We start from the raw sequence: 21,087 nt of genomic DNA, 5'->3' as shown, positions 1-21,087 counted from the left end.
TATCCTAATAAAGAACAGAAGGCATTCTTAGCCAAATGTTTTGGCTGTTCTAGATTTGTCTATAACCATTTTTTGCGCTTAACTACCGATGTCTATGCTGAGTGTAAAAAGAGTTTGAGATATAAAGAGTGGGCAAAACTTCTAACTCATCTCAAAAAAGAATATGAATGGTTAAAAGAAGTTAATTCCCAATCCTTACAGCAAACTTTGAAAGATTTAGAAACGGCTTATGTAAGATTTTTTAAAAAATTGGCAAAATTCCCCAACTTTAAGAAACGCTCAAATAAACAGTCTTTTCGAGTTCCTCAACATTTCTCAATCACTGAAGAAGGCCAACTGAAATTACCGAAAATGACCCCGATTAAAATGGTCATTCATCGAGAAATTGAAGGGGAGATCAAAAGCGTCACAATTACTCAAACAGCATCAGGTCGATACTATGCCTCTATTGTTACTGAGTTAGACATTCCCAAAGCTCCTTTAAATGGGGAAAAAATTGGAATGGACTTAGGGTTGAAAGATTTTCTCATTACCTCCAAGCCCGAAAAATTTCCTAATCCCCGTTATTTTCAGCGTTCATTAAGACGCTTAAAAATTAGACAAAGGAGGCTAAGTCGGAAAGTCAAAGGCTCTAATAATCGTCAAAAAGCCAGAATTAGAGTGGCTACAATTCACGAAAAAGTAGCGAATCAACGATTAGATTACCAACAGAAAATCAGTCTAAAACTAACGGGCGAGAACCAAGCCATTAGTTGCGAAGACTTAAACATCAAAGGCCTGGTAAAAAATCGTAAATTAGCCAGACAGATTAGTGATGTAGCCTGGGGACAATTTTTAACGCTTTTAGAATATAAAGGGGAACTATACGGCTGTGAAATTTACCGGGTAGATAGATTCTTTCCGAGTTCTAAAAGATGTTCTAGTTGTGGATATATCAAAGAAGACTTGACCCTCAAAGATAGAGAATGGACTTGTCCTGAATGTCATACATTCCATGACCGTGATGTTAATGCTTGTCTAAACCTTTTGCAGTTTGCTGAGTTTAAAATAGGGCAGGAAGTGTCCGAATCTACGCCTAACCAGACAGTTGAAACACTGTGTATCAAGAGCGCTAGTTCTTGAGGGTAGGAAGCCCCACCCTCAACGTAGTAGGGTGGGGTACTTCACNGAATGGACTTGTCCTGAATGTCATACATTCCATGACCGTGATGTTAATGCTTGTCTAAACCTTTTGCAGTTTGCTGAGTTTAAAATAGGGCAGGAAGTGTCCGAATCTACGCCTAACCAGACAGTTGAAACACTGTGTATCAAGAGCGCTAGTTCTTGAGGGTAGGAAGCCCCACCCTCAACGTAGTAGGGTGGGGTACTTCACCTAATCTACGTTCCAGGGATTGGTCTGACTCGGAGTTAGACGAGTCTCTGTTTAGTCGAGAGATGCCTGTGGTGATAGGGGTTGCACAGAGGGCGGATGTCCCCGGAAACAGTTTTTGAGGAAAAAACACCCAAATTTTAGGGATCACAAACTTCCCATGTCATCTCGGCACCCAAATTCTGATACAATTCACAATAACTTAAGATTTTGTCTTAAGATGATCTCAAGATGACGATCTAAGAAAAAACTCACCGACAACACAGTTTAGGAGGAGACTATATATGGCGCTAGTACCCATGCGGTTGCTGCTCGATCACGCGGNTTCTGATACAATTCACAATAACTTAAGATTTTGTCTTAAGATGATCTCAAGATGACGATCTAAGAAAAAACTCACCGACAACACAGTTTAGGAGGAGACTATATATGGCGCTAGTACCCATGCGGTTGCTGCTCGATCACGCGGCCGAAAACAATTATGGCATCCCTGCATACAATGTCAACAACATGGAGCAGATCATTGCGATCATGCAGGCTGCTCACGAAACTGATAGCCCCGTGATTCTGCAAGCTTCTCGCGGCGCTCGCCAATATGCGGGTGAAAATTTCCTGCGCCACTTGATTTTAGCGGCGATCGAAACCTATCCCCACATTCCCATTGCCATGCACCAAGATCATGGTAACTCTCCTGCAACTTGCTACTCTGCCATGCGTAATGGCTTCACGAGCGTGATGATGGATGGATCTCTTGAAGCAGACGCGAAGACTCCCGCCAGCTTTGAGTACAACGTTAACGTTACGGCTGAAGTTGTTAAAGTCGCTCACTCCATTGGTGTTAGTGTTGAAGGAGAACTCGGTTGCTTAGGTTCTCTGGAAACTGGAATGGGTGAAGCAGAAGATGGTCATGGTGCTGAAGGAAAGCTTTCCCATGATCAATTGTTGACTGATCCTGATGAAGCAGTTGAGTTCGTTGAAAAGACTCAAGTTGATGCTTTAGCGGTTGCCATTGGTACCAGTCACGGTGCTTATAAATTCACTCGCANGTTGAAGGAGAACTCGGTTGCTTAGGTTCTCTGGAAACTGGAATGGGTGAAGCAGAAGATGGTCATGGTGCTGAAGGAAAGCTTTCCCATGATCAATTGTTGACTGATCCTGATGAAGCAGTTGAGTTCGTTGAAAAGACTCAAGTTGATGCTTTAGCGGTTGCCATTGGTACCAGTCACGGTGCTTATAAATTCACTCGCAAGCCGACTGGCGAAGTTTTGGCGATCAGCCGCATTGAAGAAATTCACCGCCGCTTACCCAATACTCACTTAGTAATGCACGGTTCTTCTTCTGTTCCTGAAGATCTGATCGCAATTATTAACCAATATGGCGGTAAGATCCCTGAAACCTACGGTGTACCCGTTGAAGAAATCCAAAAAGGAATCAAGAGCGGTGTTCGTAAGGTTAATATTGACACCGACAACCGTTTAGCCATTACTGCTGCTTTCCGTGAAGCTGCTGCTAAAGATCCGGCTAACTTTGACCCCCGCCATTTCCTGAAGCCTTCTATTACCAAGATGAAAGCGGTTTGTGCTGCACGTTATCAGGAATTCTGGGCGGCTGGAAATGCTAGCAAGATCAAGGCTATCACTCTCGATGACTTTGCTACTAAGTATGCTAAAGGTGAACTCAGCGCTACTTCTAAGTCTGCTGTAGCAGTATAGAATTTGAATTCGTTAACTCAGCTTCATAAATTAAGCTGATTAATCATAAAGCCTGGTTTCTGCGTGAAACTGGGCTTTTTATTGGCAAGGTTTAACGTCAAAACCCTGATTATTCTTCACCTCTACAGAACAAGTATGCTCGATTTTCCCTCCATTCCCCATATTACCTTGAATAATATTTCCACTCCCGCCTGCGCTGGCTTTCGCCACAATATTACCGCCAACTTGATTATTAACAACTTTCACATCTTTCATCGCGTAGGGGCTATTATTGGTATCTGCGAGAACTAAAATATCTGCGTTGTTACTTAATTGATTATTTTCAAGGGTAACATTTTGCATCTCTTGAACTTTGTAAAATCCAATATAAGCATTCCCTTGATTATTGCGAATGATCGCCCCATTGACTTTAGTTCCGCCACAACATTCTTGAATTAAAATCCCCTCGCCATCGACGCTTAAATATCCCGTATCTCCGACAATATGACGATAGACTTCATAATTATTTCCTTCAACTAAAACATCCCATCCCGACCAATCAATTGCCCGATTTTCCAAAGTAACAGCACCCGTTGCTTCTCGCATTCCGGTCGGATCTAACCACCATTGTTTATTCGCTTGGTCTTTGATTTGATTATCTTGAATGATTAAACCTTGACCTGAAGCATGGATAGCTACTCTCATTGTATGATACACCCAATTATCTCGAATTACAACCCCAGGGCGAAATAATCCCGGTTCGGTTTTTGGGGTTGCCGCTAATTTAAATCCTTCACCATCTTTGCCAAAACGATTAACCACAATGCCATAATGATTCCCATAGTGAAAGATGGCTTTTTTGCCGTCTGAATAGGTTAAAGTCGATTTTTTATCGCGGGTTTTTAGTTTATATCCGGGCTGTTCAAAATTATCCGTAATTTGATCATTAATCCGATTATTAGCGACTAAAATATTCTCAGAAGCCGTAAGTTCAAGATTGGCTGCAAAGCGATAACTGTATCTTTGCCAAGGTTGTTGAAAGGAAAGATCAGGCACTTTTGGATCGGGTTTGGCGACGTTATTACTGCGAACTCCAAACACCACAATATTTTTATTTTTCTGGGCGTTCATATCTGCTAAAATCGAAATAGCAGCGCGATTTATATCTAAATTAACTAGCCCAATATTACTATCTTGTAGGGGATTATTTGTTGAAATTTTTTTAAAAGCCGTTTCGTTCGGTGTGCCATTTCCTGAGAGTTTGGGTTCGTATTTAGGAAAAACCAACTTTGAGGGCGGAGAATAATTAGCAGATTTAGCATCTTTTACAGAAGGGGTTTCACNTAAAATCGAAATAGCAGCGCGATTTATATCTAAATTAACTAGCCCAATATTACTATCTTGTAGGGGATTATTTGTTGAAATTTTTTTAAAAGCCGTTTCGTTCGGTGTGCCATTTCCTGAGAGTTTGGGTTCGTATTTAGGAAAAACCAACTTTGAGGGCGGAGAATAATTAGCAGATTTAGCATCTTTTACAGAAGGGGTTTCACCGCGTAAAATTACGCCGTCTTTGAGTTCAATATTATCGGTAAAGCTATAAGTTCCAGCAGGGAAATAAACAACTCCGCCGCCATTATCTGCGGCTGCATCTCGGGCTTTATTGAATTTTTCGATTAAATTAGAACCGGAAAAGTTTTTAATATTATAAACACAATTCCAACGAAGTTGATTCGTCCAAGGATAAGCATCTTTTCCATAAAAAGATGCAATGATATTATCTACAGGTTCTCCATTGGAAGGATTACAACCCGATGAACGATTAACCTGAGAAAATAACGTTTGTTTATTTTGAGTTTGTTGATTTTGAGAGATTGACTCAGAAGCTTCGGGAGAGACAACCGTTTCTAGTGAATTTTGAGTCGAGGTAGAATTGACAGTAGACTCTTCAGGCGTTTTAACGGTAAAAATCCCGATAAAAGCATAACTGGAAACTGCCAAGCCGATCATAGCAACAGTTACCAGAAAAACTATCCAGAACTTTTTCCATCGGCGGTGAATTGTTTTTCGTGTGTTCATCTAGATCGAGATGTTGTTGATTCGCCTAACTTTATTTTAGCTCCAATGCAGCTAGATTTGTAAGAATAATTGTCAAACTTTTCTCTAAATCCTGGCCCCTTTGAACACATGAAGAATTAGTCGGGGTAAAAACCAGTCAAACCCAGGATTTTTGTAACATTTTTTTACAGTGAACAGGATATATTTGTTAGATTACCTCGGGTATGATTTACAATTTCTTGTAGTTGGAGTAACATTGAGTTTAGCTTCAAACTCTAAGGGTTATCAAAATGGGCAACTTTTTCAGTAAGTTTGGTTTTGTTAAAACGGGCAGTCAGCAAGTTGTTGGAAGCCTTCAAGACGGAACAGCAGTGATTAGTGCAGCAGCACAAGAAAAAGTGAATAATTTACTAGCTGATTATAAAGAAGTGATTGTTTTACTAAAACAGATTGGAATTAAAGTCAATAATTTTCAGATTACAACGGGTGTTGGTGTGCCGCAGGTTACGACTAATCTCAGTGGTTCTATTGGCACTGTAAAATCAGAGGAAATAAAAAAATTGATTGAATCAAAAGCAAATAATAAGCTTTTGGGTTTGATGTTAAATCCTTTGTTAACCGTCAAAGAGTTTCAAGAAAAAAGCGTTTCCGAACTCGATCAAGTGACGATTCATGTTGTTTTAGGATTACCGCCAAAAGTCACTATAAATTTATCCTAAATTGACAGTGTTTTGTCTTGAATTCAAGGCTAAAATGCGATCGCTATTCAGCTTGTGACAGTTAACGAACTGTCACACAGTTTTTTTGTTCTTCCGGAACTGAATAAATGACTTTGTAGATGGGGTTGAGTGTTGGAAGGTCAGATTCTCAAGGTAAAGGTGATACTGTAACTTTGAGAAATCTGAAAAAACCTTTCAACACAAGGGGAAGTGAGTTTTTCACTCATTTTTGTTAGGGGGGGTTGCTGAAAATTTTGTAGAAGCAATCACTGAGGTTATTTTCAACATGAACACAATCAACCAATTTTTGCTCATTTTCAATCTCAACTGTTTATTAAGGTTTATTCATCGAGTCAATCAGTTTCAGGTTTTGACAGCGATGGGAGAATACTTTGTAGTTTTTTGAATACATAAATAATCATTTTCAGAAAAAATCTATATTTTTTTTGTAAGTATTCACTGAAATACTGATACTAATCTGCGTGAAATTCTCATAAATTTCATGCTATTGTTGTTGTCAATAAATAGGCTTGTGACACCTCAATAACTGACACAAAAAACGATTGCTAAAACTAGAGATTTTGGTTTAAGATAAGCTTGTTATCATCAATCACTTATTTAGAGCTAAAATCAAAATATGATCGATTGATGAATCAAATTTTTGTGAGGACGTGGAACGGTACTTCTCCGAGAATACAGGGTTGTTGTCTTAACATTTCTGCTGAAAAATAAAGGCTTTAGCTTTGAAAGACCACCAGCAGGAAGCTTCTACCAAGACTGTTGCAAATCCACATACAGAGAAGCTAAAATGGAGAATAACACTGTTCAAATCGGCACCAATCTGAACGGAATTAATGATTGGTCTACTCAATATCCATTTATCGATTATTTCAAAAGTTCACGAGATTGGATCACGCATGGTTCAAACACTTGGAGTACCAATGAAACAAATCAACTCGAACTCGATGAAAACGGTTGGGTCAAATCACTCGATGGCGGTGAATTTACCAGTGTCGGAACGATGCTTCCCAACGATGAAAAAGGGGGTCGATTTGTTGTCCTTTACGACGGTGAAGGGAAGATTGACTATTTACTCGGAGCGAAACAAGATAAAGCCGCATCCCAACCGGGACAAGATGTTTTCTACGCGCAGCCTGGAGGAAAATTAAACCTCAGAATTACTGAAACCGATCCGAATAATACTGGAGACTACATTCGCAACATTCGTGTGATTCCAGAAGAATACATCGACACTTACCAATCCCTAACTTTTAACCCTGACTTTATCGAAAGCTTAGAGGGTTATAAAGTCCTACGATTCATGGATTGGATAGACACAAATAGCTCCCAACAAAAACAATGGAGTGAACGTCCTGAAGTCGATGATGCCGACTATTTTGGTGGAGGTGTTCCGGTTGAAATCCTCGTCGAATTAGCAAACGAAACCGGAATTGATCCTTGGTTTACCATACCCCATGAAGCCACTGATGAATATGTTCAGAACTTCGCCGAATACGTTAAAGACAACCTCGATCCCAATCTCAATGTCTATGTTGAGTATTCTAATGAAGTCTGGAACTTTATGTTTACTCAGGCGAATTATGTTCTAGATCAAGGAAAACAGGAATTCTCAAATTTGAATGTCACTGATAACGAAAAAGCCCGTTATTGGTTTGGAAAACGCACCTCTGAAGTGAGTCAAATTTGGGATGATGTCTTCGGAAATGACAAAGATCGTGTCGTTGGGGTTTTAGGCGCTCAAGCGGCGAATTCCTGGACCGCAGCGAAGTCTTTAGAATACATCGAATCGACTGGATTATCCTATGAACAAGCGGGAATTGATGCGATCGCAATTGCGCCCTATTTTGGGAACTATCTGGGAAATTCCCAATATAAAGCCGAAGTTGAAAGCTGGACAAAAGATCCTGATGGCGGTTTAAATAAACTGTTTCAAGAACTCACTGAAGGCGGAGTTCTCAACAACGGACCACTTGGAGGCGCTTTACAACGATCATTTGATTGGATGCAAAAATATGTTAACCTTGCCGAGCAAAAAGATTTAGATCTGGTTGCTTATGAAGGTGGACAGCATCTTGTCGGTACAAAGGGCGTTGAAAACAATCAGGCGATTACGGATTTATTTATTGCAGCAAACCGTGATCCTCGCATGGGAGAATTGTACACCGAATATTTTGAGAAATGGTCTGAACTCGGTGGCGGTTTGTTTGCACACTTCAGTGATGTTGGGACTCCTACTAAATGGGGAAGTTGGGGAGTTCGAGAAAGTATCTATCAGGAAAGTTCGCCCAAATTTGATGCGATTAAGGAATTTTTAGCGGCGAGTTCCAGCCCGGATAATCCTAACCCAGATAATTCTAACCCGGATGATCCAGTTGTTGATGATCCTGATCTCGATGATGATCAAACTCCCGATGATGATGATCAAACTCCCGATGATGATGATCAAACTCCCGATGATGATGATCAAACTCCCGATGAGGATGATCCAACTTCCGAACCGGATGACTCTGGTACAGAAGTTCCCGATGATTCTACTTCTGAGTCTATCGTGATCGAAGCTGAAGACCTTGAACTGACAGGTTATACCGTCGAATCAATTAATGGTTCTGGCGCTTCTGGGGGTCAACACATTTCTCTGAAAGGTTCTCGGGACAAAATAGGAACGGCTTTAGGAAGCTTTCAGGGGGAAGCGGGAACTTATCGGGTGGAAGTCAGTTACTTCGATGAAAGTGATGGTGTTTCCGCCGCTACGGTTACTGTTGCGGGAGAAAGCCACAGTTTCGAGTTGGATGAAGATTTAGGTGAGTATGGAGCAACACCGGACTCATTAACGAGCCGTGTGACTAACGAAGCGGTACAATTACAGCCCGGTGATTCTTTTGAAATTTCGGTTCAAGGTCGTCAGGGCGAATATGCTCGCTTTGATACGATTAAGTTTACTCCCCTAGAATCAGCTTCTGCTGCCAGCGATTTGTTAACGGGTGAACCTCTCGAACCAACTTCAGAGAGTTCTGTTGAGTCTGATGCTTCTGAGCAACTGATTCTTGATCCCAATTCAGACAGTTTGTTAGTGACAGATTTTGTAGACGGTCAAGATATCATCCAATTAGCTGAGAATCTGACCTTTGAACAGTTGGAGTTTGTGCAGTCTGGTGAAAATACGTTGATTCAAATCGCCGAAACCGATCAACTCTTAGCCACGCTTGAAGGGGTATCTGCAAGTTCTCTCGATAGTCAGGACTTTGCAATGCTTTAAAACCAATAAAAACCCGGTTTTTGGGCAAAAATCCGATCACACTTTGCAAAGTTATGTAAAGTTGTGCAATAATAAAAACGCCCTCCTCGTGGAGAGCGTTCGTTNGGTGAAAATACGTTGATTCAAATCGCCGAAACCGATCAACTCTTAGCCACGCTTGAAGGGGTATCTGCAAGTTCTCTCGATAGTCAGGACTTTGCAATGCTTTAAAACCAATAAAAACCCGGTTTTTGGGCAAAAATCCGATCACACTTTGCAAAGTTATGTAAAGTTGTGCAATAATAAAAACGCCCTCCTCGTGGAGAGCGTTCGTTAACTAGCTATTCGGATCGAACACTGGCATTAGCCATTGATGGAAGGAGCCACGAGTGCAATTGGCTCAGACTCACCAGAAGCTAAGTCTAATGGGAAATTATGAGCATTGCGCTCGTGCATAACTTCCATACCCAAGTTTGCACGGTTGATTACATCAGCCCAGGTATTGATCACACGACCACTAGAGTCGAGGACAGACTGGTTGAAGTTGAAACCGTTGAGGTTAAACGCCATCGTGGAAACGCCTAAAGCGGTAAACCAGATGCCGATTACAGGCCATGCGCCTAAGAAGAAGTGGAGAGCGCGAGAGTTGTTAAAAGAAGCATATTGGAAGATAAGCCTCCCAAAGTAACCGTGAGCGGCTACGATGTTATAGGTTTCTTCTTCTTGACCGACTTATAACCGTAGTTTTGAGATTCAACTTCAGTCGTTTCCCGAACTAAGGAAGAAGTTACCAAGCTTNGGTTGAAGTTGAAACCGTTGAGGTTAAACGCCATCGTGGAAACGCCTAAAGCGGTAAACCAGATGCCGATTACAGGCCATGCGCCTAAGAAGAAGTGGAGAGCGCGAGAGTTGTTAAAAGAAGCATATTGGAAGATAAGCCTCCCAAAGTAACCGTGAGCGGCTACGATGTTATAGGTTTCTTCTTCTTGACCGAACTTATAACCGTAGTTTTGAGATTCAACTTCAGTCGTTTCCCGAACTAAGGAAGAAGTTACCAAGCTTCCGTGCATCGCACTAAACAAAGCACCTCCGAACACACCTGCAACACCTAACATATGGAAGGGGTGCATGAGGATATTGTGTTCAGCCTGGAACACGATCATAAAGTTGAAGGTTCCAGCGATACCCAAAGGCATACCATCAGAGAAGCTACCTTGACCAATCGGATAGATCAAGAATACCGCAGTGNAGGAAGAAGTTACCAAGCTTCCGTGCATCGCACTAAACAAAGCACCTCCGAACACACCTGCAACACCTAACATATGGAAGGGGTGCATGAGGATATTGTGTTCAGCCTGGAACACGATCATAAAGTTGAAGGTTCCAGCGATACCCAAAGGCATACCATCAGAGAAGCTACCTTGACCAATCGGATAGATCAAGAATACCGCAGTGGCAGCAGACAGAGGAGCTGAGTAGGCTACACAGATCCAAGGACGCATTCCTAAACGGTAGGATAACTCCCACTGACGGCCCATGTAGCAGCAGATGCCGATGAAGAAGTGGAAAATCACCAACTGGTAAGGGCCACCGTTGTACAGCCACTCATCGAGAGATGCAGCTTCCCAAATCGGGTAGAAGTGCAAACCAATCGCGTTAGAAGACGGAACAACAGCACCAGAGATGATATTATTTCCGTACAACAAAGAACCCGCTACAGGTTCGCGAATCCCGTCAATGTCAACAGGAGGTGCAGCTACAAATGCGATGATGAAGCAAATGGTCGCAGTCAGCAAGGTCGGAATCATCAGAACCCCAAACCAACCGATATAGATGCGGTTGTCGGTGGAAGTGATCCAGTTGCAGAACCGTTCCCACGGGTTGGCGCCTTCGCGCTGTTGTAGTGTTGTGGTCATGCTTGAATAATTGCTAAATTCTGTTTTCAAGGTACGCTCGGTAGCAAGTTAGCTACCTTGAACCTGATTGTATCAGGTCAGCATACATATGAGTGTTTTGTAAAGCATTTTTTATAAAACTTTGTTGATGTTTACATAAGCAGGGCTTATTAAAAGTATAGCGCTTTGTGTGGGGAATAGGGAACAGGCAAGATCTCCCCAACTCCCGACTCCCAACTCCGGGGCGGGTTTATATAAGTTGTCTGTCAGACATGATGGATCTATTCGGAACCCGCCCCTACCAACCTGACTTCTTTCTAACCGGGGGGCCATTGCATGGGACGACCGCCCAAAATATGAATATGCAGGTGATAAACCGTCTGACCTCCATCTTCCCCATTATTAATCACCACTCGAAAACCGTTGTCAAGTCCTGCTTCATCGGCAATTTGTTTAACTTTTAACAACAAATGTCCCATCAGGGCATGGTCTTCTGGAGTCGCATCGGCTAACTTAGGAATAGGCTTCTTTGGAATCAGAACAATATGGACAGGTGCTTGGGGGGCAATGTCCTTAAAGGCTAAAACCAACTCATCCTCGTAAACAATATCAGCCGGAATTTCACGACGGATGATTTTACTAAATACCGTTTCTTGATTAGTCATTGGTCTGATTTCGTCTAAATTTAACTCTAGCATCCGATGGACAACGAAAAGCTGCAATTTTTGTAGCTTCAGTTGTTCTGTCAATTACAGGAGATCATTTGAAATATTATCCATCAAAATCATCATGTTAGCTAGAGTTTGGAGTGCTTCCGTTGTCGGAATTGATGCCGTGAAAGTTGGAGTCGAAGTTGATATCTCGGGAGGACTCCCGAAAATCGTGGTTTTAGGTTTACCCGATACTGCTGTCCAAGAATCTCGTGAACGAGTTAAAGCGACATTAAAAAACGCCGGATATGCCTTTCCAATGCGGAGTATTGTGATTAATCTAACTCCGGCTGATTTACGCAAAGAAGGGCCGAGTTTTGATTTACCGATTAGTCTTGGGATTTTAGCCGCTTCTGAACAAATTAATCCCAATTTATTAGGGGATTTTTTATTTTTAGGTGAAGTTTCACTAGACGGAAGTTTACGGGCGGTAGCGGGCGTTTTACCCATTGCGGCGGCGGCTTCTCAAATGGGAATTGCGGGGTTAGTTGTCCCTGAAGATAACGCCCAAGAAGCCGCAATTGTGGAAGATCTGGCGGTTTATGGGTTCAAAACAATTTTTGAAGTGGCTGACTTTTTAGAACGTCCAGATGCTTATAAACCTGTGAAGTTAGACCTCTCCAAAGTGTTATCTCAAAGGCAAAAAATTGATTTAGATTTAAAAGATGTTAAAGGACAAACTCATGCTAGACGAGCCTTAGAAATTGCCGCAACAGGCGGACATAATCTTATTTTTGTTGGGCCTCCCGGAAGTGGAAAAACGATGTTGGCGCGACGTTTACCCGGAATTTTACCGGCTTTAACCTTTGAAGAAGCTTTAGAAGTAACTCGGATTCATTCTGTTGCGGGATTGTTAAAAAATTGCGGCAGTTTAGTTTGCGATCGCCCCTTTCGCAGTCCTCATCATTCGGCATCAGGGCCATCTTTAGTCGGAGGGGGAAGTTTTCCGAAACCCGGTGAGATTTCACTGGCTTCTAATGGTTTACTTTTCCTCGATGAATTAACCGAATTTAAGCGTAACGTATTAGAGTATTTACGTCAACCTTTAGAAGATGGATTTGTTACCGTAACTCGCACTCGTCAATCCGTTGTTTTTCCCGCTAAATTCACTTTAATTGCCAGTACAAATCCCTGTCCCTGTGGGTATTACGGCGACCCCATTCAACCTTGCACTTGTTCGCCTCGACAACGAGAACAATACTGGGCAAGACTATCTGGGCCATTGATGGATCGGATTGATTTACAAGTCGCAGTTAACCGTTTAAAAGCCGAAGAAATTACTCAAAAATCGACCGGAGAAAGTTCAGAAACCATCAGAGAACGAGTTAAGAAAGGACGAGATATTGCTCAAGTTCGGTTTCAAGATGAAGCGAATATCCAGTGTAATGCTCAAATGCAAAGTCGCCATATTCAAAAATGGTGTCAACTCGACGACACTTGTCTTCAGCTTTTAGAAGGCTGTATTCGGAAATTAGGGCTATCAGCCCGAGGCAGCGATCGCATTTTAAAAGTGGCCCGTACTATTGCTGATTTAGCGGGATCGGATGGAATTCTGGCCAATCATTTAGCCGAAGCCATTCAATATCGTACCTTGGATCGAATGCAATAGATATCAGGTCAAAAAAAATACAGACTCACTCGTAAATTTACGGAGATTTGCGAGTTTATCAATACATCCAAAGTTTTCCAAGTTCAGTAATTTAACGCTTCTCTATTTTGGCTAAAAAATTTAAGATAGTGCCAGGAGTCTTCAATCTATTCCAGTTGATTGATAACTGAGCCAGAACGATGAAAAATAAAATTGATGCAATTCTCGACGGACTCATTCCCTCTGTGACTGAAATTTTAGAACCGGGTGCAGCTTTGATGAACAAAAGTAATCCTCAAATCAGCCAAAATCCCCAAGCTTTTGGTTTTGCGTTTGAACATTTGCAAGCCATTGGCTATAATATTAACGCGGGACTAAAAGGATCGGAATCTCCTGATGATNAAATAAAATTGATGCAATTCTCGACGGACTCATTCCCTCTGTGACTGAAATTTTAGAACCGGGTGCAGCTTTGATGAACAAAAGTAATCCTCAAATCAGCCAAAATCCCCAAGCTTTTGGTTTTGCGTTTGAACATTTGCAAGCCATTGGCTATAATATTAACGCGGGACTAAAAGGATCGGAATCTCCTGATGATCAACTTCCCCGCGATGGAATGACCAAATTGAGTCCAGATCTTTATATTCAGAAAGTCGGACAAGTCATTGCTGAAATTCAAGCCCAAGCGAGTTCAGCACAATATCTTGAAAAACAAGTTAAATCTCAGCGTTATTCGGGAGAAATTCCCAGCAATTCCGAAAACGCTCATCTAGTGGGAGCAACCCTTCTTATTGATATTGATGGGGTTCAAAGCTTTCCAATTAGCCAAAATTTTGNTTCAGCACAATATCTTGAAAAACAAGTTAAATCTCAGCGTTATTCGGGAGAAATTCCCAGCAATTCCGAAAACGCTCATCTAGTGGGAGCAACCCTTCTTATTGATATTGATGGGGTTCAAAGCTTTCCAATTAGCCAAAATTTTGCTCAATGGGTTGCTGAAAATCCTTACTTAGCAGCAAACGTAATGAGTGTAGCCGCAACCGTAAAAGAAGTGAACGGTGCAGGTTTAGAAGGTGCCGCTATTAACGCAACGCTCAATATTTTGTTTCAGTCTATTAAAAAAATAGGGGCTTATTGTCGAGAGGAAAAAGAACTCGCTCAAGCCGAAATTTTTAATATTCTAGAAGTAACTTTAGCAGGTTTAAAAACAGGTTTTATTCGAGGTGTAGCGATTAAAGTGATCCAAAAACTGATGGATGGAAGTGCTTTTGCTGCATTAGGATTTACCGTCGGAATTGAAGTGATTCCGACTTTAATTAAAGTTTTAAAAGATGAAATAACCCTGGAAGAAGCCATCACAGAAGTCGGGCCAAGAATGTTGACTTCTGCTGTTATTACAACCGTTGTCATCTTATTTCCTTCTGTTGGAACCGCCTTACTCAGCGCTTCAGTCATCAAAGCCATTTGGGAAGAAATTTCTCCAGAATGGAAACGTTATCTGGTCAAAACGCGGACTGATATTGGTTCAGCGATCGCCACCGGAAATGCAGTCATTGCCATTTCAGGAGTGGGGATTATTGAACAACAAGTTTGGAACAATCTCACTCAAGAACAACGTCAAGCTGTGATAAAAAAAATGAAACATTCAACTCCAGATCAAGTCAAAATTGCTTATAACATGACCCTAGAAAAAGCAACAGAGGGGTTTGATGTCGCATCCGGTTGGTTAGGGGAGAGAACATCAGAACTCGCTCAATCAGTTGAGAGTGCAACGCCGATGCACACTAAAAAAGCCATCAACAAAATCCTCAGTAATCATCATAAAACCAGTGATTTTGTCTATAAAGCAGCTAGAAAAGCCAAACCAAAAACAACTCAGTTAACCAGCTTATCTTTTGCTCAAGTTTCTAATTTTTGAGTAAAGTCTAGGGGGTTTAGGCATCATCTAAATATTTGACTCTAAACCCACCTGATGAGAATCGTTTAGAATCGTTCACCCACCCCAAAGTGAATGCGACCTTCGCCTTCATCATTCACCCCGTAGTCAATCCGAATCGGCCCCAAGGGAGACTGAATTCTCAAACCTGCACCTACACCCAAACCACTTCCGGGTTTACCCCGAATTCCCCCAGGGTTTCCAGGAACGGTACTTTGAGTGCCTAAAGCGCTCGCCCCATCAATAAATACAGCTCCCCCAACGATGAAGTTACTAATTGCCAATACGGGGAAGCGATACTCAATAGACGCCAGCACAAAGCTCCTAGCCGCCCCTAAATGACCTTCACGCCAACCTCGGACTGTATTTGCACCCCCCAAAGCAAAGGCTTCATAGGGCGGAAAATCTCCGATCATCGTTCCGGCTTGGAAGTTGAATGCAATGGTTTGAGGCCCACCAGGAACTAATTCTATAAACTGCACCGGGAGATAGTAGCTATAAGTCGCCCGCAGACGATTAAAGGAAATACTACCCGAACCAACGGGAACCGCTTGCTCAGTTCCAAATCGAAACGCATAGCCAGAGGTGGGAAATTGCTGATTATTCCGGCGATCTCGGGCAATTCCAAATTGTACAGTCAACAGATCATCCTCACCCGAGGAGCTTTCACTCAGCAGTTTTCCTGCGTCATCTCGAGGGGTTGTGGTTAAGTCTGCATCCGCAATTTGAACGTGTTGGTACTGAAGACCCACCGAAGCCACCCAGTCTGGGTTTGTAAATACATTTTCTGCAAAGGGACGTGTAAATGTAATTCCGCCCCCTGTCCGAACAACCCGAGGGCGATCGCCATTCGGTAGTCGAACGTTATCATCCTCGTCATCTTGTTCAAAAATAACCGAAATGGCTTGACGTCGGAAAATATTAGCAGTGTAGGAAGTCCGATAAGGATCTCCATCAATCCAAGGATCAGTAAAGCTAATATCGAGCAGAACAATCCGTTCACCGAGTTGAACTTCTGATCCTAAGCGTTGATTTCTACCGTTAATATTGAGTTCTTGATAACTCACCGTACCAAACAAACCTGTCGCCGAACTTACCCCACCCCCAAGAACCAGAGAACCTGTACTGCGTTCAACAACATTAACAATCATCACCGCTTTTCGGGGGTCTTCTTCTCCCGGTTCGAGTTGGAGTCGTACATCTTCAAAAATACCTAAACCGAAGACACGAGATAAATCTTGTTGAGCAGTTCTTTGATTAAAAACATCTCCCGCTTCTAACTCAATTTCACGAGTGATAATGTAATCTTGAGTTTTACCTTCAATCGGGTTTCCTTCTTCGTCTGTTTGTTCTCCCTCACTACTTAAAAACCTCACCCGAATATTTTCAATTTCTCCTTCTGCAACAACCAGTGTAACTGTTCCATCGGGTGTTACTTCTGGTGCTTCGATGACTTGAGCCAATACATAACCATTCTCTTGATACCAGGTATTAATTTTTTGAATGGCTTCTTCAATTTCATTCAGGTTAATCGTTCTGTTAAACTGACCTGCGAAGCTTTCCTCAACAACAGTCGGCGGTAATACACTATCGCCTTCAATAATAATGGCTTCTAAAGATGGGTTAGCTTCGACTTCAAAGGTAATTCGTACACCTAACGGAGTATCTTCTGGAATTGCACGAACGTTTCTGAAAAAGCCTAACGCGAAAATCGCATTAATATCTTGTTGGAGTTGAGAACGAGTTGTTGTGCGTCCGGGTACGGTTGAAATCGCATTATAAACTCTTTCCTCCAAAACCGGATCATCGGTTCCTTCAATTACCACTTCAGCAACCAAAACTTGAGCTTCTGGTTGGGCGTTTTGAGAAGGTCTTGGCTGGGGAGAAGGTGGCGGTGGAACAGGAACTACTGGTTCTGGAACCGTTGGAGGTGGAGGNAACGAGTTGTTGTGCGTCCGGGTACGGTTGAAATCGCATTATAAACTCTTTCCTCCAAAACCGGATCATCGGTTCCTTCAATTACCACTTCAGCAACCAAAACTTGAGCTTCTGGTTGGGCGTTTTGAGAAGGTCTTGGCTGGGGAGAAGGTGGCGGTGGAACAGGAACTACTGGTTCTGGAACCGTTGGAGGTGGAGGTTCGGGTATGGTGTTTTCGGGTGCAATTTCCGGTTCTATTTCCGGTGCCATTTCCGGTTGGGGTTCACCTTCTGGGGATGCTTGAGCGAGTTCCAAGGATTGTTGTTCTAAAGGTTCTCCTAACTGACTAGATTGAGTTTGAGTTGAATCAGAAACGGCTTGAATTTCTGAGTCAAATAAGACGGGTTCTGTTTGTTCTGCTTCTATTTTGTATAAAGTAATTTCTGAGTTGCTTTCTAGAGCAGATTTTGACTTGTTTAAAGCCAATTCTTCGGCAGATTCAACAAACTCCGGTTTCTCTTCTTCTAACTTATTGAGAGCCATTTCATCCGAAAATTCCTCTGATTTTGACTTATTTAAAGCTAATTCTTCGACGGGTTCAACAAACTCCAGCTTCTCTTCTTCTAACTTATTGAGAGCCATTTCATCCGAGAATTCCTCAGATTTTGACTTATTTAAAGCTAATTCTTCGGCAGATTCAACAAACTCCGGTTTCTCTTCTTCTAACTTATTGAGAGCCATTTCATCCGAGAATTCCTCAGATTTTGACTTATTTAAAGCTAATTCTTCGACGGGTTCAACAAACTCCGGCTTCTCTTCTTCTAACTTATTGAGAGCCATTTCATCGGAGAATTCCTCAGATTTTGACTTGTTTAAAGCCAATTCTTCGACGGGTTCAACGAACTCCGGTTTCTCCTCTTCTAACTTATTGAGAGCCATTTCATCAGAGAATTCCTCAGATTTTGACTTGTTTAAAGCCAATTCTTCGACGGGTTCAACGAACTCCGGTTTCTCTTCTTCTAACTTATTGAGAGCCATTTCATCAGAGAATTCCTCAGATTTTGACTTATTTAAAGCCAATTCTTCAGAATTTTCTAAACCAGCAAAAACAGACTCAAATTGAACAGACTGTAAATCTTGTGTATCTAAAGAAAAAAGTTTGAGCTGCAAAAAATCAGATTGATTAAAAGAAACCGGAAAAAGAGACGGAAAACTTGGCTTAATCTTGTTAAAGATAAGATATTCGGAAACTTCTTGTCCAACAAAGAGTGATTTAGGTTGAGTAACCTCAGCTTTGTGTAAAGAAATTTCTAGAGAAGTTTGTAGTGTAGGATTAATAGCACTAAAAAACCTATTCTCACAAAAGGTTATCTCCCCTTCAGTCTCGCTTAAACCTAAAACGGGAGAAAAGTTAGCCTGAGTTGCAGACTGCGGTAACAGCCAATCTAAATGGAAATCATATGATATGTTTAATGGTTCTTGAGAATTAGCACAAACGGGAGACGTTTGAGCATTTGCAGAATTAGATAGCCCCACAGTTGCAGTCAACCCAAAAACTGCAACGAAAACAGGAGATAAGCGCATGTTGTTCACACTTTTGNCATATGATATGTTTAATGGTTCTTGAGAATTAGCACAAACGGGAGACGTTTGAGCATTTGCAGAATTAGATAGCCCCACAGTTGCAGTCAACCCAAAAACTGCAACGAAAACAGGAGATAAGCGCATGTTGTTCACACTTTTGGACATCCACACACCGGAAAATCACTCATCAGTCATCAGCCATTGGCCAAAAGCAAGGAGATTCAGGAATCTCCACTCTTTGACACCCGACATCTGACAAACTGTGAAATTTTACCATTATGTGGGTACCCTAAAATCGGGAATTCGCAAACAGTACCCTCAAACCCTTGCTAGTACAGTCGGTTCAGCGACTTCATGTTACCCGAAAATTAACCCAAACCCTCGCTGTTTTCAGGCTTTTTCCCGATCAAGGTTGAACCCCTGCCACCCCTAACGCTTTGAGGATGCTGCCATGCAATCAACTGACTCATCTCCTACTTTGGCTATTAATAGCTGATTTACCCTCAGTTTGGCCGTTCCTCACGAACAGTTTGTCTAGTTAGCGATTAGTGATACAGTAAACTAGAACTCTGACGTTTGGGGATCACTTTGCTTCTGGAACCGTCAAACTCAACAAAGAAATGACCGTTATCTGGCAGTTGGGAAACAGAAGTCTGGATATCCGATCAACCTGATCACATGATTCATTTCAACGGTGAAAGATTTCTTGGCCCGTATGAAGATCTAAAAACCCATTCTTAAAACTCTAAATCAGCAAATTTTACAGCATTTACAATTTTAAAATATTTCTGTGTTTACAATTATATTATAATAAGTTAGCTGAAATTATAAATAATTAATTGTGGTAGACGAACAGTTATATCTCAAGAAATTTCTTAATCCTCTGAATATCTGTAAACGATATAAACCTAAATTGGGTCAAGGCAATAAACAGGAAGGATTAAATCTCACCCAGTTTCTATCACTTTATGGAGCTGATCCATTTTACTCATGGATTGGTCTTGACTCTGACTTAATGTATGCGGCTCATAAAGCTGCGGGTGGTATGACTTCTATTTATCGTCAGATTGGTCGAGGATGTGAAAACTTATTTAGGCAAATATTAATGGACTCTACAGGTTATGAAGATATAAAATATTCTACCTGGTCTTATACAACAAAAACGAAAACTAATAANGAGCTGATCCATTTTACTCATGGATTGGTCTTGACTCTGACTTAATGTATGCGGCTCATAAAGCTGCGGGTGGTATGACTTCTATTTATCGTCAGATTGGTCGAGGATGTGAAAACTTATTTAGGCAAATATTAATGGACTCTACAGGTTATGAAGATATAAAATATTCTACCTGGTCTTATACAACAAAAACGAAAACTAATAAAGATAAAGTGTTAACATTGGATGGTCGATTGGAACTTGCCAAAATTCAGAATTTAGAGATTAAAGCAAAAGTTTTTCAATGGATCGTCGATTATAGTCGTTTTCTAAATGTTCCTGTTCCAGCAAATGGAGCAGTCTTTGAGGTTCGCCAGGGATACAAAAGCAAAGATAGCAAGAGACAAAATGCTGATATAGATAATGTTGCTGTTGCTTGGGCTAATGGATATTTACCTGTTTTTGCAATATTCTCTTCTCAAATTGANTTCCAGCAAATGGAGCAGTCTTTGAGGTTCGCCAGGGATACAAAAGCAAAGATAGCAAGAGACAAAATGCTGATATAGATAATGTTGCTGTTGCTTGGGCTAATGGATATTTACCTGTTTTTGCAATATTCTCTTCTCAAATTGATGCTGATCTAGTGTTACGTTATCGCAATAGCCGAGGTGGAGTAATTATTGGAAACGTCTCCGGTAGTAGTATAACCTCTCTTTTTGTTTTTTGTAAAGATGTTTTAGATTATGATTTAGCAGACTTCTTCCAGAGAAACTCTGAATTAATCAAGAAAGAAATGTTAACGACACTAGAAATTTTATTGAGTGCAAAGTAAATTGATGTCACCGACTCTCAAGCAACGAGCAGATTATACTTTCAAATACAACTGTAGTTATGGGCGACATGGATGGCTGCGCTTGACTCCAGCTTATAGCGTGAAACTGGTTGAAAAACTATTAATGAGTGCGGAGCAAAACTTAATTATTCTTGATCCTTTTTCTGGAACAGCAACAACCGCACTTGTTGCGGCTGAAAACGCATATAAAGCTTTTACTTTTGACATCAATCCCTTTTTAGTTTGGCTGGGAAATATTAAATGCAAAAACTATTCTGAGGAGCAAATCATAGAGATTCGTCATAGTGTTAATAATGCTCTTGTAGAATTTCAATCCTCTCTGGGAGAAGAACACTGGATACCTAACATATTTAATAT

The 21,087-nt window shown here is 41.4% G+C and carries 10 protein-coding genes and 5 pseudogenes; 9 read left to right on the top strand and 6 right to left on the bottom strand.

Going from position 1 to position 21,087, the window contains the following annotated elements; genetic code table 11:
- The 4 genes and pseudogenes from tnpB to WN50_RS11385 form a co-directional block, all read left to right on the top strand.
- The coding region (tnpB, locus tag WN50_RS11395) for an IS200/IS605 family element RNA-guided endonuclease TnpB (protein ID WP_049559132.1) at positions 1-1,122 on the top strand (1,122 nt) is incomplete at its 5' end.
- Positions 1,123-1,168: 46 nt separating this feature from the next.
- Positions 1,169-1,327, top strand: a 159-nt coding sequence (locus tag WN50_RS37505) for an RNA-guided endonuclease InsQ/TnpB family protein (protein WP_152964781.1), incomplete at its 5' end; no start/stop codon positions are given.
- 471 nt (positions 1,328-1,798) lie between these two features.
- Positions 1,799-2,414: pseudogene (locus WN50_RS11390) on the top strand (ketose-bisphosphate aldolase); the annotation flags it as partial.
- A gap of 1 nt (position 2,415) precedes the next feature.
- The coding region (locus WN50_RS11385) for a class II fructose-bisphosphate aldolase (RefSeq protein ID WP_049559154.1) at positions 2,416-3,081 on the top strand (666 nt) is incomplete at its 5' end.
- A 1,323-nt stretch (positions 3,082-4,404) separates the two neighbouring features.
- Here WN50_RS11385 and WN50_RS33975 read toward each other — a convergent pair.
- Positions 4,405-5,136 (bottom strand): glycoside hydrolase family 55 protein (locus tag WN50_RS33975; RefSeq protein ID WP_235440925.1); only part of this gene is annotated, 732 nt, incomplete at its 3' end.
- Positions 5,137-5,486: 350 nt separating this feature from the next.
- Here WN50_RS33975 and WN50_RS11375 point away from each other — a divergent pair.
- Both WN50_RS11375 and WN50_RS30900 read left to right on the top strand, forming a co-directional pair.
- The gene (locus WN50_RS11375; RefSeq protein ID WP_235440924.1) at positions 5,487-5,834 is read left to right on the top strand and encodes a hypothetical protein; all 348 of its coding nucleotides are present in this window, start codon (positions 5,487-5,489) and stop codon (positions 5,832-5,834) included.
- An 808-nt stretch (positions 5,835-6,642) separates the two neighbouring features.
- Complete coding sequence (locus WN50_RS30900) at positions 6,643-9,111, top strand: carbohydrate-binding protein (protein ID WP_053221492.1); 2,469 nt, start codon at positions 6,643-6,645, stop codon at positions 9,109-9,111.
- 342 nt (positions 9,112-9,453) lie between these two features.
- Here the strand turns inward: WN50_RS30900 and WN50_RS33365 are convergent.
- The 4 genes and pseudogenes from WN50_RS33365 to WN50_RS11350 all read right to left on the bottom strand — a co-directional run.
- A pseudogene (locus tag WN50_RS33365) lies at positions 9,454-9,807 on the bottom strand (photosystem II q(b) protein); the annotation flags it as partial.
- 82 nt (positions 9,808-9,889) lie between these two features.
- Positions 9,890-10,338 (bottom strand): annotated as a pseudogene (locus WN50_RS35295) (photosynthetic reaction center family protein); the annotation flags it as partial.
- 1 nt (position 10,339) lies between these two features.
- Positions 10,340-11,006: photosystem I reaction center subunit IX (locus WN50_RS35290; protein ID WP_049559147.1), on the bottom strand; the 667-nt coding region annotated here is incomplete at its 3' end.
- 296 nt (positions 11,007-11,302) lie between these two features.
- Positions 11,303-11,650 carry a histidine triad nucleotide-binding protein gene (locus tag WN50_RS11350; RefSeq protein ID WP_046279299.1) on the bottom strand — a complete coding sequence of 116 codons (348 nt, stop codon included), beginning with the start codon at positions 11,648-11,650 and terminating at the stop codon, positions 11,303-11,305.
- A gap of 124 nt (positions 11,651-11,774) precedes the next feature.
- On the opposite strand from WN50_RS11350, the gene WN50_RS11345 reads away from it, so the two are divergent.
- On the top strand, positions 11,775-13,304 hold the full coding sequence (locus tag WN50_RS11345; RefSeq protein ID WP_046279297.1) for a YifB family Mg chelatase-like AAA ATPase: 1,530 nt from the start codon (positions 11,775-11,777) through the stop codon (positions 13,302-13,304).
- 1,962 nt (positions 13,305-15,266) lie between these two features.
- On the opposite strand, the pseudogene WN50_RS11330 reads toward WN50_RS11345, so the two are convergent.
- Positions 15,267-17,156: pseudogene (locus WN50_RS11330) on the bottom strand (BamA/TamA family outer membrane protein); the annotation flags it as partial.
- A 2,204-nt stretch (positions 17,157-19,360) separates the two neighbouring features.
- On the opposite strand from WN50_RS11330, the pseudogene WN50_RS37500 reads away from it, so the two are divergent.
- Positions 19,361-19,462, top strand: a pseudogene (locus tag WN50_RS37500) (BsuBI/PstI family type II restriction endonuclease); the annotation flags it as partial.
- A gap of 1,251 nt (positions 19,463-20,713) precedes the next feature.
- Positions 20,714-21,087 (top strand): DNA methyltransferase (locus WN50_RS11310; RefSeq protein ID WP_049559117.1); only part of this gene is annotated, 374 nt, incomplete at its 3' end.

It is taken from the genome of Limnoraphis robusta CS-951 (genome assembly GCF_000972705.2).
Note: the sequence above shows the minus strand (reverse complement) of the source record. Positions and strands in the feature narration are given on the sequence as shown.

What these genes read in the sequence shown, in the direction of transcription:
- WN50_RS11345 (WP_046279297.1), top strand. Translation starts at nt 11,775, where the DNA reads ATGTTAGCTAGAGTTTGGAGTGCTTCCGTTGTCGGAATTGATGCCGTG.
- WN50_RS11350 (WP_046279299.1), bottom strand. Translation starts at nt 11,650, where the DNA reads ATGACTAATCAAGAAACGGTATTTAGTAAAATCATCCGTCGTGAAATT.
- WN50_RS30900 (WP_053221492.1), top strand. Translation starts at nt 6,643, where the DNA reads ATGGAGAATAACACTGTTCAAATCGGCACCAATCTGAACGGAATTAAT.